Origin of the sequence: Bacteroides sp. OM05-10AA, assembly GCF_003439055.1 — a bacterium.
In the GTDB taxonomy this organism is placed as follows: Bacteria; Bacteroidota; Bacteroidia; order Bacteroidales; family Bacteroidaceae; genus Bacteroides; species Bacteroides intestinigallinarum.
Genome location: NZ_QSUR01000004.1, coordinates 36,673 through 51,234 on the forward strand (window position 1 = coordinate 36,673; position 14,562 = coordinate 51,234).

Sequence of the window (14,562 nt, forward strand, 5' to 3'; positions counted from 1 at the left end):
TTCTATCTTTTTAGATTAATCGTTTATACTGAATGTAGCTACTACCGGAAAATGGTCTGATTCTACATAAGCATCATAATACACATCATAAGCCTTCGGAGCCATTCCTTTATCCGGGGTATACAACACGAAGTCAATAGCCTTTACCGGAACGGGAGTTCCGGTCGTCAATCCATAGTTCCCGTTCAGGCAACCAATATCAAAACGCTCATACAATATCTTCATCGGACCCGAATCAGCCAACGCATTAAAGTCGCCGGTCAATATCATCGGGGCATCCATCCCCTTCGTTTTTTCCAGAATAGTTGAGGTCTGATTGATACGGTTGGTTTCATTACCGACATGAGACAAATGAGTTACTCCAAAATAGAAGTTCTTCCCCTCTTTTTCTGTTTTCACAACTCCCATAGAGCGTGGGTAAACATCTTCCACGGTCTCTATTCTCGGTAAATCATAATTCACCTCGTCGCTTATCGGATATTTTGAGAGAATCAGATTACCGTATTCTCCACCATCCACATCACGGGTTTTAACGAAGAAAGCATATTGCATTCCCGTCACCTCTTTCATCAAAGCAATAATATCCGCTTTCTCGACCTTATTGGTTTTCGTTTCAAACTCCTGTAAACCGGCCAGATCCGGATTTACCTTTTTAATCACTTGAGCAATAGCCTCCATTCCTTTCTTTCCGGAATAAACTTTCTGCCCGCTGTATATATTGTAGGACATGACTTTTACCAGTACTCCATCCTTATCGTCAGGAGGAGTTACACCATCATCATCCGAACTGCAGCCGATAAACAAACCGTTTATCAACAGTACCAGTAATAAATAGAATTTATGTTTCATTGTTACATTCTTTTTTATCGTTTACCTTATCTGATATCATTCACAGTTACTTCCACCACCCGGCTATAGTTCACATACGGTTTGCTTTCCGCTGTTACCGTAGCCGCAACACGCACGTATACCCGATTATTATTGGAAACAATCTTATAGTGATTCTCAATAAATTCGGTATCACTCATCAAGTCAATGACATGCGTACCACTGGCCTTTGTTCCCAATGAAGAAAGAGTAGCATGATTAGCATTGTTCACGTCTACTCCCGGAGCATAATTCCAGATAACGGAAACATCTGTCAGTTGCAATGTTTCGTTCGATGTCTTTGCATCGTAGGTAAGTGTCAGTTTATTATCTGCGGATACAGTAACATCAAGACTAATACGCGAAAATGGAATGGTATATAAGTCAACCTGCGTTTGTCCGTTCACGGTGACATATCCCTCACACACTCCAACAAAAGGGCCGTCCTTTGCCTGAATGCGGTAATTACCATTAAATACTTTGGTATGCTCAAATGTCCCATCCTGCCGGGCCCGGAAATCGACCGAAGCAGTAGCTCCGGTGTTCTGCTCATACAAACTCATCATCACCCCACTACTTCCCGGCACAGGCATGGGAATCGGCTCATTCGTTTCCTTGTCATAAATGGTGCCATGCACACCGCCATTCGGCGCATCATAATTGTCGATGTCATTTTCGCATGCTACCATGAAACAGGCGAATAATGCAGTCAATCCTATATTTATTATTTTATTCATATCGGTTTTTCTTTAACTTATAATTGAACATATCAGTTGCCGTAACCCGGATTCTGCGTCATCAACGGATTTGTACTCAAATCTTCCGCACGGAAAACCGTATAATAGTTCTTTTCGAGGAAAAGACGTTTTCTCTTTTCAGGTACCCCAGTTTCAAATGTGTATTTTCCACTCTTGACATTGTAATATGGACAAAGAGCTGTACCACGGAAATTAGTCAAGCCACCTTTGCTGACATCCAAATGGGCCAGACGCCAACGTTTCAAATCCCAGTAACGATGCTTTTCAAAAGCAAGTTCCACTTTTCGTTCATGGCGAACCTTGTCAAGAGTCAGATCACCGGCAGTCAACAGCTTGATACCTGCCCTGCCACGGATCTCATTGATATCTTTCAAAGCCACATCCAAATGTTGATTCAACTCCATACAAGCCTCTGCACGATTCAGGTAGATTTCTGCCAGACGGAACACAACCCAAGGGGTAGAAGAACGTTTTGCATCAATATCCGTATAATCCGTCAGACTTTCGTCCAAAAACTTTCGCTGATAGAAACCTGTTTTGCTGGCGTCACCTACACTTAATGAACCACCGTCTTTCCCGGAAGTATTGTAAGTCTGTCCGTCGATAACTACCTTATTTTCCTTATCCGGTTGAGCGGAAGCTTCATATTTGGTTCCTATTCCATCCTGTCCGTTGATTACTCCACGCATCCACTCTATTTTACCACCGCCATATCCTTTATAATCAGCGCCAGGCAAGTAAACGGAACCTAATAAACGAGGATCTTTATTTTTAAAGATGTCATACGGACTGTCGTAGCTAATCGCCTTTCCACCGCTATCCTTCATTTTTAGTTTACCTTCTGTGCCGTCGATATATTCAAATTCCTCAACCATTTCCAGAACCGGAGACATACCACATCCCCAACCATCACCACGATATGAGAAAGGAACGTTCAGTTTATCCCACATATGCCCTTTTCCGGCAGCTACATTATACTGTTTCTGAAAAATATACTCTCCATTATCCCCGTTCACTGTCTTAGAAAAAAGATTATAAAAGTTCTGTGCCAGCTCTTCCGGATCCGTACTTGTCGACTTGTACAAGCTATATACACGAGGAACCATCTCATCCAAAATCTTTGATGAAGCTGTATAACATTCGTCAAAGTAACGCTCCGCTTCTGTCTCTGGAATATAAACATAGCCTTTGGAAACGGCTTCCCCGGTCAAGGTAAGTGTTTTAGAGTATTTGGCAATAGTGCCGGCATACAATGCAGCACGAGACCACAAAGCCAATACCGCCCCACGATTGGCCCGATACTTGGCATCGCTGTTGCGCACTTCCGGCAATGATCCATAGATGGCTTTACACTCATTGATTATAAAATCATACGTAGCTGCTTCCGTATCACGAGCCTGATACAGCGCTTGCGTATTTCCGGTGGTGTATTCTTGAGGAATAGTTTGCAAAGGCACACCTCCGTAACGTTTCACCAACCCAAAATACTGCATTGCACGGATAAAACGGGCTTCTGCTCCAATCTCTTCTTTTTCATCCTCACTCAGCACTGAAGTCTTTTCGATATTCAGCAGGAAGTTATTTACGATACGGATCTGTTTGTAACGAGTCACCATATCGTCATTAAATACATAATCGCCATAAGAATAAGTAGAATTTGATTTATCAAATGCACTCTCTTTCTGATAACTGGCCGTAGCCTCATCCGAAAGACTGGTCTGATTCGCCAAATTCGCTTTCTTGCTTCCATACCAATCATCAAACTCATCCAGCTTTAATCCGGAATCATACATATCCGCCAAAACGGCTGTAATTGCTTTCGGATTCTGCCAAATTAGATCCGGAGTGTTAACCCCACTGGTACTTTCACGATTCAGGTAATCATCACATCCCGTCAATCCGAGGATAGATACTCCGGCTATCCATATATATTTCAAATAATTTCTATTCATTGTCTTTATAGATTTTAGAAGGTTACATTCACACCAAAGTTATATGTCTTCATTTGCGGGTAATAGCGCACTCCGCTAGAGTTGCTTTCCGGGTCAACATTCTTCATCAATCCATCACGATTAGTGAAAGTCAGCAGATTGTTGCAGTTGATGTAAAAACGCACACGGTCGATAGCTGCTTTCTTCGTCAATGCTTTAGGTAGTGTGTACCCTAGCTCCAATGTTTTCAGACGCAGATAACTTGCATTGTGCAGTGACCATGAATTACCGGAACGATTATCCGCAACACCCGCTACACGAGCGGCAGGCATATACCCGGAAATCCACTTACTATAAGGATCGGTCGGGTCTTCCCGATGCCAACGGTCGGTCATGATGGCCAGTCCATTACCCAAACCCTGCTGGATAAATGGGTCCAGAATATCCCCACTGACATAAATATCATGACCTGCCGCCCCCTGAAAGAATACCGTCAGGTCGAATCCTTTATATTCTCCGGACATATTCAATCCATAATACATACGTGGAGTAGCACCATGTCCGAGTGGCTGCGTATCGTTATCATCAATAATGCCATCCCCATTATAGTCTTCAAATTTCAGATCACCTGGCATTAATGAACGGTTACCGTCTTTATCCTGAACCGGTGAATTCAAGATTTCCTCGAAACTGGAGAACTGTCCGATAACTTTCTTTCCCCAACGAATATCTTTATAACGACCGTTCGTGTTATTACGCCAATCATCATACATATTGGTAGAAGCAGCTCTCTCTACATAATCATACTTAATCCGGGTAGTAGAGAAATTAGCCGACACATTATAATTGAAGTTACCAATCCGGTTCTTATGTCCAACTACGATCTCAAATCCCGTATTAATATCAGAATTCAGATTCTCCTGCGGCATTGATTCTCCGAAAATAGTAGGTAATGATCCTACACGAGTAGCAGGAAGTCCCGAACGGTTTCTACGGAACCAATCGAATTCTACGGAAATCAATCCTCTATGATAAGAGGCTTCAAAGCCAATATTCATAATCTTTGATTCATACCAGGTCAGCCACGGATTGGCCATACCTACCGTAGTCATACCGGAAGTCACTCCGTTGCTGCCCATAATATAGCTCCCATGAGATGTATATCCATCCAGATATTGAAAAGCGTCGAAGTCTCCTTCATCTCCCACTTTGGCATACGAAGCACGGATTTTCAGGTTGTCCATATCAGGCAACAGTTTCTTGAAAAAGGCCTCTTCGGAAACACGCCACCCTAAAGACACACCTGGAAAAAATCCCCAACGGCTACCTTCACGGAATTTATAGGTTCCATCGTAGCGGAAATTGAACTCAACAAGATAGCGATTGGAAAAATCATAATTCAAACGCCCCACCAGACCGGCATGTGCCGTTTCCTGTGTTTTACCGGAGGCTTCCTGATTGGTTTTATCTCCATAATCCAAGTCAGGAATGAGTCCGATAGCAAAATCACGTGTTCCGGTCACCCAACTTCTTTTGTCATTATACATTTCCCATACCAGCATAGCACCAATATTGTGCTTCTTGGCAAACGTATTATTATAGTTCATTGAGAACTGATAAGTCGGTTTATCATAATTTTCCAGTTTCGATTCCAGATGTGCGGTATTAATCACCTTCTCTATATACTCTTCATTGGCATAATCATAAGTATATTCCGACAAATCTTTCCTCCATGTTTTCCATTCCTTATTTGTATAATCATAAGCAACCAATGCTTTTGCCATCAGTCCTTTCACCCAGGGAAGTTTCCAGGTAATAGCCAATGAGCTGTTAAATTCACGACGCAGACGATCTTCATATCCGCTGTCATCCGAACTGGATACATGTACAGGATTAGCCATATCACCTACCGCTCCCCAATAATCCGGATTATCATTGGCATACATGGAATAAGTCGGGATTGCCATTTGTGCCGAACGGAACAGATTATCGCCGTTATAAGGCTTCTTGCGGTTATCAAACCGTCCGCTCAAACGCAACTCTACGTTCACCCCTTTAGCAACTTCTACACTTAGGTTTGAACGGACATTGTAACGTTGGTAGTTCCAGTCGCCCGAACGGATGATGCCGCCCTGATCCATATATCCGATAGACATATAATATTTCACCTTCTCCGTACCTCCCGTCATGCTCAAGTTGTGTGAAGTTTGAGGAGCTGAGCTACGCATGGTTTCATTCCACCAATCCGTACCTGCCGTACCGTTCCGGTAAGCTTCCAGCTGCTCCTGCGAGTAAGCAGAAGCTCCGCGCCACGGATTCGCATTATGAATCGCTTCATTGTAAAGTGAAGCATACTCATAGGCATTCATCATTTCCGGATAGCGGGTCACTTTCTGAAAACCTACGTAACCATTATATTCTATCTTTGCCTTTTGCTCCGTTCCTTTTTTAGTAGTCACCAATAAAACTCCATTAGAACCTTTAAAACCGTAAACAGCTGCGGCAGCATCCTTCAGTATGGAAATTGATTCGATGTCATTCGGGTCTAGTTGGGCATAATCACGCTCGATACCATCCACAATCACCAACATACTTCCATATCCGCGAATATCAACAGAAGCTCCGTCATCGCCAGGACTACCACTACGTTGCACGGCACGCAGCCCCGGCAAACGTCCGGCAAGCATATTTGTCACACTAGGAGCTTTTACCTCCATCAACTTATCCGAAGAGATGGCAGCTACCGATCCAGTCACAGAAGCTTTCTTCTGAATACCATAACCTACTACTACCACTTCATCCAACGTTTCCGTATCTTCCTGCAAAGTTACTTTCAATCCGGCTTGTCCGTTTACTTTCACTTCAGCCGTTTTATATCCGATATAGGATATTTGCAACACTCCGTTAGCCGGAACTGACAAAGTGAACTTACCATCCAAATCAGTAATCGTTCCTATACCGGCACTCCCTTTCAACTGTACCGAAGCTCCGATAACAGGTTCTCCATTGGCATCAACCACCACACCCTTTATCGAGATATTCCGTACCGTCTGTTCAACATCTGATATCAAAGGATTTTCTGCATATACCGTGAAAGGTAGACACAAGAACGTCCCTGCCATTAAAGCTGAAACAGTAGCTATCTTCAGCCGGTCATTGAACGACTTTGAGACAACCGTGTTCATTTTACAACCATGTTTCATAGATTAAATTAGTTATGTGTTTTGAGTTTTAAATCCATATTATTATCACATATCGCTACTGCAACCTGCGAATCAGCGCAGCCATAATAGAGATATAGTTTATTTTTGAAGTAAGCCAATCCTTCTATAAATACTGTTCCGTCTTTATATTGACCACTCTTCTCAAAAGCAGCCTCAGGCACAAAGAATGGTTTATCCAAACGACCCAGTACTTGATAAGGATCATCGGCATCGAACAAAAACTGCCCTGCACAATAAGCTCCAGCTGGATATTCCGAATCTCTTTCTTCTTTATATCCGTTCTTACCATTATACAGTAGGACAATACCATCTGTTGTTTTTATGGCAGGAGGACCACACTCTGTCAAACGACTATCAAAATAGCCGCTGCGGGGTTTGGCAATTTCTCTCAATTCATTATTCTCGTTCAATACCGGTGTCCAATCTGTCAGGTTGTCGGAAGTTGCTGCACATACGGCATTTTCCCCCCAATACATAAAATATTTGCCATTCACTTTCTCAATGACAAGTTTTCCATCCTTCACCCCGGTAACAATAGAAGCAGATTTGCTCGCTATATTGGCAAAACGTCCGTTATACGCTTTTGCAAAAGCAAGTCCATGCTTTGTCCAGTTCTTCAGGTCGGTGGAAGTAGCAACTGCCAGACGGGGGAGATGACGATTCCAAGCTGTATAGAGCATTACATATAATCCATCCTCCGTCATTGCCACACGCGGGTCTTCGCAACCTCCTTCCCATTCTATTTCTTTATAATCGTCTTCGGAAGGGAATAATACAGGGGCATCCGATTGTTTCATCGTCACTCCATCCGTACTTTCTGCATAGCCAATGCGGGATGTTCTCTTTCCTATACCTTGCGCTGAATTATCTTCTGCCCGATAGAGTACTACAATCTTTCCATCTTTAACGGTGGCTGCCGGATTGAAAGTATCACTCTCCTCCCATTTTACCAACTGCTTGCGCATCGGGCATTGAAAAGTAGTCGGTTGTGGAGAAATCACCGGATTCACTCCTTCCGGACGAACGAAAGGACCTATTATCCAATGTTCGTTCTGCTCTTCAACAACAGCAGATGTTTGCTTCTGACCCAAGCATCCGGCAAGTGTCATCATACTAATTAAATAGATTACAGATTTTAGTTTTATCATACGTCATTTTTTAGTTTTTCCGAATCAGTCGTTCCTTGTTTTCTGTCAGCAAAACTACCCTCACTCCACAAAAATTGAGTGTACTATATTCTCAAAAGGGTATATAGGTGCTGTACAACATAATAATTCGTTCGTTTGCAACGACGATTTAACGATTTTGAAATATTAGCGAATAGCTTGATTCTGTCTGATGATGTTCCGGGCTAATGGATAGGCAATCAACTGCAAAGCTCCCACTAGGATCAATGCGTACTTCAATGCAAAATCCTGTGATATGACAAATGCGAGTACCATAAAAAGTATTAGTCCGAAAGCACGTCCCAGAAATAGTCCGAACTCATGGCTTAAAATATAGGTATATTCATTTCTTTTTTCGATTTTTACTACTGCATCGATGGTTTGCATCATAATAGGGTAATAAGGCAAGTCAAACAATGGCTGAAAGATCACCTTACAGAGGACAAAGATAATCACTCCGGTGGCTGAAAACAAGATTCCGTTGAACAGAGTACCGATAAAAAAGACAAGTAGCCCGGCTATAAATACCTTCGACCGGTCTTCAGGTTTGGTTATTCGTCCCAATACATAAACCAAAACAGCTGTCAGTGTACCACTGATTCCCTGTATTAAACCCAGTACGCCTTCATCACCTACTAACTTCAGAACCAGAATAGCAGGAGCGGTCACCAAAAATCCCTGTACCATTCCTTTCAGGGAAGCCAGCAACAACATTTTTTTCCAAAGTGTGCAAAACCGGAAATACAGAAAATTCTTCTGCACCGGATTGGCAAACTTACCACGCCATAAAACGGCTACAGCAAACAAAGTCACTATGATTACTCCAACCGTCACCAACCGATAGGCTCCATTAATATCAATCAGGCATCCCATTATTTCCCTGCCATCTATCTGACTGATAAATGCTCCAATCAATAAAGGTACAGTAATCGAAGTAATGGAAAAGAAAAAAGACTCCAGCCCGAAGAAGTAGTTGCGACTATCATCTGTCGTGTTATTCAGAGTCAGCAGATAGCGATTGGTCCAGAAGAAGCCCGATGCAGCTCCAAGTACAAATCCAGCTATACCCAATTCCACAAAGCCTAATGACTTTACCAGCATCATGGCAAACATCGACAATCCACTAACTAATATCCCTCCTGCATACAGCATCTTCACACTCACATGTCGCAACAAGAAACCATTCACAAATGAGGTAGTGATGATGCCAATGTACATGAAAAGCTGATAAAAAGCCACCGAAACCGGTTCACTGGTATGGCGCATCACATAAGCGCCCACGAAAATCTCAACTACAGGAAGCACCAGCGCATAAAGAAGATTAGTCATCAGCAAGACCCGTACATTAGAAGTTTGCTGTTTGAAGAACTGATACTCTCTTTTTAGTTTATTCATTATCTATCTTATTTATATTACGACTTTAATGAACGGAGAATCTCTGCAATAGACAACTCCGCCCCACAGATTACTTCATCACTGGCACCATAATAAAGCCTTATCTTATCTCCCTCTACCAAATGTCCGTTGGTGAAAACTACATTCCCGAAAAATCCGGTTTGTTCGTAAGGAGCAACAGGCTCCATGATAGGTTCTTTACTTCGGGCAATTACCTTTGAAGGATCATTTAAATCAAGTAGAAGAGCTCCCAGACAATAACGGTTTTGATAGTCCGCACCATGATAAATTTCCAACCACCCTTCCTCTGTACGAATAGGTGCCGCTCCTGCACCCACGCGGGCACAGTCCCAACTATCAGGACGGGTAGTTGCAATGCAACAGTGGTTGCCCCAATGCAGTCGGTCGGGTGATTCGGCAAGCCAAATATAGTTGCCACCCAACTCTGGGCTACTCGGACGATGCAGTGCAAGATATTTTCCGTTCACTTTCTCTTCAAACAGCGCGCAATCTTTATTATGAGGAGGGAAAATCATGCCATAACGAGTATAGTTTTTCCAGTCATAAGTATGAATCAGCCCTACACCAACAGCTACAGAAGAGACTTCCGTAAACGTAAGATAATAACCATCGGCAGTAGTGGCCACCCGGCAATCTTCAATGCCAAAAGCCTCTAATGCTCCTTTACCAAAAATAGGAGGATAATCCGGCTCTTCCTTGAAGTGAATTCCGTCTTCACTCGATACCAGTCGGAGATAAGACATGGTAGTCAGATAATTCTGCCCTGCATATCCTATCACACGAGGATCGGAAGCATCCAGTTTCGGGTCATTCTCATCGAAAGAGAGCACTTCTATTTTTCCATCTTTATTATATACGGGAAAACTAATAACTCCCTGTTTCTGCACAGGCCGTTCGGCCACTCGCAGTAATAACCAGATTTTTCCGTCGAAACGGAACACGCCGGGATTCAGGAAACAGGTAATTTCCATACCTTCTATTCCCGGTTGTAAGTCGGAGGGTTTCAACAATGGGTTTTGATGAAATCGTTTTGCAATATCCATTTTCAGATTATTAAATATGTGTTTTTTTATTTCTGGTGACAAAGCTACCCTGCACAACAACGTAAAAGGTGTACTATATTCTCAAAAGGGTATACAGGTGTTGTACAGCATATTTTTATCTTTGTTTTCTTATTTTTCCTCTCTATCTTTGCGACATGATTCTACGAAAACACTCATATTTCCGCTACATCTGCATCCTTATTTATTCATGCCTGATGCCTGTTTTATTACATTCCCAGAATGTAGTGAAACAGATTTCGAATGCAGACGGGTTATCCAATAATTCAGTGAATTGTTTTCTGGAAGATTCGGAACATACTCTCTGGGTAGGAACATGGGACGGGCTGAATGCCTACAACGGACGTAGCTTTAAAACCTATTCTTATAATAAAAAAAATGCAGGATCTATCAGTAATAATGTAATCTGGCAAATTATCGAGCAAAATGACTCTGTCTTGTGGGTATCTACCGACTATGGTGTCAACCGGTGGAAACGTTCCACACAGCAATTTACTCCTTATTATTTAGGTACGCAGAACAATCCGCCCAAACAAGAGAAATCATTCCTGCTGGGTATCACTTCCGGCAAATACATTATCTGCTATGTGAAGGAACAAGGTTTATTCTATTTTGACGACCGGAAACAGGACTTTGTTCCATTGAAGAATAATCTTCCTGATGACATCAAAAATTTCGTTATTGATTCCAAAGACCAAGTATTCTTCCTCACAGGACATGGACAATTATTACATTATCAACTATCTGTCCATAGCTCTAATCCCGAACTCTCGTTCAAAAAAGAAATCAAACAACCTGCTTCCATTTCCGGCATTTATCTTTCTCAAGATTATCTTATCATTAACGATGACCGGGCATTAACTGTTTCTTTGGACAACCGCATACTGAATAGCATAGATATTCCAGAAAATAAAACGGTTTCGCAAGTTATCTGCCACAAAGAGTATCTTCTCATCAGCTTTATCGAAGGGGGATGTATCAGGTATAATCCGGAAGATAATGCTTCAATGGAATTACCTCAATTACCAGCGAAAGCATCCATTTTCACCATCTACATCGGTTCGCAGAATATACTCTGGGTAGGCACCGACGGGCAAGGAGTATTGGAAGTCTATGAACACAGTTCTCCATTCCACACCGTAAAAACTGATTATCCCGTACGTTGTTTTTGCGAAGAAGATAATGGTAATATACTCGTGGGAACCAAAGGAGAAGGAATTCTGCTGCTTGACAAACAGGAACGGCAGGTCGAACCTTATCTGTCAACCGGCAACGGATTGATTTCCAATTCTGTCTATACTATCCGAAAAAATATGTCCGGAGACATATTTATCGGAACCGAGGGAACGGGCATCAATTATATTCCACTTAATAGCAGTCAGGTAAAGAAGTTAAGCATTCCTGCTGAATATCCGACTTTCAAAGCTGTATACAGCATTCTGTTCACTCATAACGACTCACTATTATGGTTGGGCACTTCCGGCTATGGACTTATCAAACTAACCTTGCAAAGGGAAGGAAAAAGTTATAAAGTGACAGAAATGAAACAATATAAATCTCCCGGACCTTCCTCACCAAGTAATAACATCATTTATTCGGTCATTGCCGGGTATAATGAAAATGAACTTTGGCTAGGCACACGAGGCGGCGGAATCAATAAGTTCGATATCGCATCCGAATGCTTCCAACAAATTCATGAGATAGACTCTACTTTATCCCTAACCAACAATGATATACTCTATCTGACCAAAGGAGATTCTGCCAGCATTTGGATAGGCACCAGTTACGGCCTCAATCGATTATTTCCGGCAGACATTCCGCCATCTATTATGGAATATACGGATCACAACGGACTACCCAACAATACGATTCACGGTATTCTGAAAGATGAAAACGGTAATATCTGGGCAAGTACCAATCAAGGTATCTCTTTTATTAATCTATCTTCGGGAAAGATTACTAACTATTCTTCCAGAAACGGATTACAAAATGATGAATTTTCCGATGGAGCGATTTTTAAGGATAAAGCAGGATGGTTGTATTTCGGAGGAGTCAGTGGGCTGAATTATTTCGATGAGAACAAAATACGTTTACGGGACCATATTGCTACTCTAAGTTTGAATAGTCTAAAAATTAATAATACCAGCCAAAACATTTACGAGCGTATTTTTAATCATACGCTCCGGCTCGACTATGACGAACCTTACATTACATTAGGGTTCACAGCACACGACTTTATCAACAACGAGAACTGCGAATTTAGTTATCGGATTATTGACTTCGCCGATGAATGGATTTACAACGAAAACAACCCCAATATCGTCATCACCAAACTTCCTCCGGGGAAATATAAACTGGAAGTAAAATGTACCAATGGTGACCGTGTATGGAGCAATCAGATCTACTCTCTTCATCTGGATGTCGCCTATCCTTGGTGGCTAAGTACTACTGCCTTTATTATCTATTTTATTTTAATTGCTATTGCTATTTATATAACACAGTCTGTCATCAAGAATCGTATCCGACTGAATCGCCAGATTTTACTAGAACATATTGAAAAGCAAAATCAACAACGTATTCATGAATCGAAGTTGAACTTCTTTACGAACGTGGCACATGAGTTCTTCACTCCGCTAACACTGATATATGGTCCGGCACAGCATCTGCTGGAAAAAGCAGACCTTGACAGTTATACGAAAAGGTATATCTACATCATCAAGAACAATGCCGACCGGATGCAGAAACTCATCAACGAACTAATGGAGTTTCGGAAAGCAGAATCGGGACATACGGCTATCTATGCAGAGAAAGTAGATATCCAGCTACTCGTTGATTATGTGTCAGACAACTATACCGAAATTGCTGAAGAGAATAAAATAGACTTTAGTTTCAAAAGTAAAGAAGTGTCGTCTTTTACTACAGACCGGAATGCGCTGGAGAAAATTATATTCAACTTATTATCTAACGCATTCAAGTATACACCGTCCGGAGGATATATCCGGGCTGAAATACGACAGAATACCACTACCGGAACATTACATTTTCGTATACGCAACTCTGGTAAGGGATTGACTGAAAAACAAACGAGCGAAATATTCAGTCGCTTTAAGATTTTCGAGAGCAGTAACCTGAAGCATGCCGGGAGTACCGGAGTGGGTCTGAACCTAACCAAAAGCCTGACTGAATTATTAGGTGGAGAAATCACTATAGAAAGTACTTTGGGAGAATATGTAGAATTCAACGTATCTCTGCCTCCTATGCACGTGAATTCCGAAAAAGAAAGTCAGCCTACAGAAGAAGCAGCAGAGGTCAGTGAAATGCTTTTCATTCCTAAGCAGAAAGAAATTACCATACTGATTGTAGAAGACGAAAAGAATATCCGGGAACTGTTGAAAGATATTCTGCTTCCCTACTATCAGGTTCGCGAAGCTGCCGATGGAGAAGAGGCGCTGAAAGAAGTAGAACAAAAGCAACCGGATATCATTATCAGTGATGTGTTAATGCCCAAACTAGATGGCATTACGCTGACAGATATATTGAAATCTAATGAACGGACAGCGCATATTCCGGTTATTCACATTTCTGCCAAAAACTCTATTGAAGACCAGATCAATGCCTATAATCACGGAACAGATTTGTATATCCCTAAACCTTTCCATCCAAGACATGTGTTGAGTGCGGTAGAGAATATGATTAATAAATACTCTCTGATGAAAGAGTATTTCAAATCCGGCCGTTCCTCTCTTATTGTAAGGGATGGGATCACCATGCACAAAGAGGATGAATTATTACTGAACAAGATTATCAAGTTCATTGAAGATAATATCGACGATGAATCCATGAATCCGGATTCTCTTGCAGACTTTATAGGAGTAAGTAAAGCAGGATTGTACCGCAAACTCAAAGAATTGACTGAAAAAACACCAAGCGAGTTTGTCCGTACCATTCGTTTAGAGTATGCCGCTAGCCTGCTAAAAACAACTAAGCTCACCGTCACCGAAATTATGTATAAATCAGGCTTCTCGAACAAGTCTTATTTCTACCGGGAGTTTGCGAAATTGTACAATACATCTCCCAAAGAATACAGAAGCGAACAAACAGAAGAAAAAGATGCTAAATAACCATTTAACAATAAAAAG

At 41.8% G+C, this 14,562-nt stretch carries 8 protein-coding genes; 1 reads left to right on the forward strand and 7 read right to left on the reverse strand.

The genetic code is table 11. The annotated features are described in order from the left end of the window. Nucleotides 1-15: 15 nt before the first annotated feature. The 7 genes from DXB58_RS04255 to DXB58_RS04285 all read right to left on the reverse strand — a co-directional run bounded on the left by DXB58_RS04255 (nt 16) and on the right by DXB58_RS04285 (nt 10,405). The gene (locus DXB58_RS04255) at nt 16-849 is read right to left on the reverse strand and encodes an endonuclease/exonuclease/phosphatase family protein (RefSeq protein WP_117932572.1); all 834 of its coding nucleotides are present in this window, start codon (nt 847-849) and stop codon (nt 16-18) included. Between the two features lie 26 nt (nt 850-875). Next, nucleotides 876-1,604, reverse strand: coding sequence for a DUF3823 domain-containing protein (locus tag DXB58_RS04260; RefSeq protein ID WP_122136002.1), 729 nt, complete (start codon nt 1,602-1,604; stop codon nt 876-878). Nucleotides 1,605-1,636: 32 nt separating this feature from the next. Next, nucleotides 1,637-3,577, reverse strand: a complete 1,941-nt coding sequence (locus DXB58_RS04265; protein WP_122136003.1) for a RagB/SusD family nutrient uptake outer membrane protein — start codon at nt 3,575-3,577, stop codon at nt 1,637-1,639. A 14-nt stretch (nt 3,578-3,591) separates the two neighbouring features. Then, nucleotides 3,592-6,759, reverse strand: coding sequence for a TonB-dependent receptor (locus DXB58_RS04270; protein ID WP_122136004.1), 3,168 nt, complete (start codon nt 6,757-6,759; stop codon nt 3,592-3,594). Nucleotides 6,760-6,767: 8 nt separating this feature from the next. Then, a complete protein-coding gene (locus DXB58_RS04275) occupies nt 6,768-7,928 on the reverse strand; it encodes a glycoside hydrolase family 130 protein (RefSeq protein ID WP_122136005.1) in 1,161 nt (386 codons plus the stop codon). A gap of 165 nt (nt 7,929-8,093) precedes the next feature. Further along, nucleotides 8,094-9,341 (reverse strand): MFS transporter, encoded by a 1,248-nt coding sequence (locus tag DXB58_RS04280; protein ID WP_009001254.1) that lies wholly within the window; start codon nt 9,339-9,341, stop codon nt 8,094-8,096. A gap of 17 nt (nt 9,342-9,358) precedes the next feature. Further along, the gene (locus DXB58_RS04285) at nt 9,359-10,405 is read right to left on the reverse strand and encodes a glycoside hydrolase family 130 protein (protein ID WP_122136006.1); all 1,047 of its coding nucleotides are present in this window, start codon (nt 10,403-10,405) and stop codon (nt 9,359-9,361) included. A gap of 155 nt (nt 10,406-10,560) precedes the next feature. Between DXB58_RS04285 and DXB58_RS04290 the strand changes: the two genes are divergently transcribed. Beyond that, complete coding sequence (locus DXB58_RS04290) at nt 10,561-14,544, forward strand: hybrid sensor histidine kinase/response regulator transcription factor (protein ID WP_199487918.1); 3,984 nt, start codon at nt 10,561-10,563, stop codon at nt 14,542-14,544. Nucleotides 14,545-14,562: the final 18 nt, after the last annotated feature.

What these genes read in the sequence shown, in the direction of transcription:
- DXB58_RS04255 (WP_117932572.1), bottom strand. Translation starts at nt 849, where the DNA reads ATGAAACATAAATTCTATTTATTACTGGTACTGTTGATAAACGGTTTG.
- DXB58_RS04260 (WP_122136002.1), bottom strand. Translation starts at nt 1,604, where the DNA reads ATGAATAAAATAATAAATATAGGATTGACTGCATTATTCGCCTGTTTC.
- DXB58_RS04265 (WP_122136003.1), bottom strand. Translation starts at nt 3,577, where the DNA reads ATGAATAGAAATTATTTGAAATATATATGGATAGCCGGAGTATCTATC.
- DXB58_RS04280 (WP_009001254.1), bottom strand. Translation starts at nt 9,341, where the DNA reads ATGAATAAACTAAAAAGAGAGTATCAGTTCTTCAAACAGCAAACTTCT.
- DXB58_RS04275 (WP_122136005.1), bottom strand. Translation starts at nt 7,928, where the DNA reads ATGATAAAACTAAAATCTGTAATCTATTTAATTAGTATGATGACACTT.
- DXB58_RS04270 (WP_122136004.1), bottom strand. Translation starts at nt 6,759, where the DNA reads ATGAAACATGGTTGTAAAATGAACACGGTTGTCTCAAAGTCGTTCAAT.
- DXB58_RS04290 (WP_199487918.1), top strand. Translation starts at nt 10,561, where the DNA reads ATGATTCTACGAAAACACTCATATTTCCGCTACATCTGCATCCTTATT.
- DXB58_RS04285 (WP_122136006.1), bottom strand. Translation starts at nt 10,405, where the DNA reads ATGGATATTGCAAAACGATTTCATCAAAACCCATTGTTGAAACCCTCC.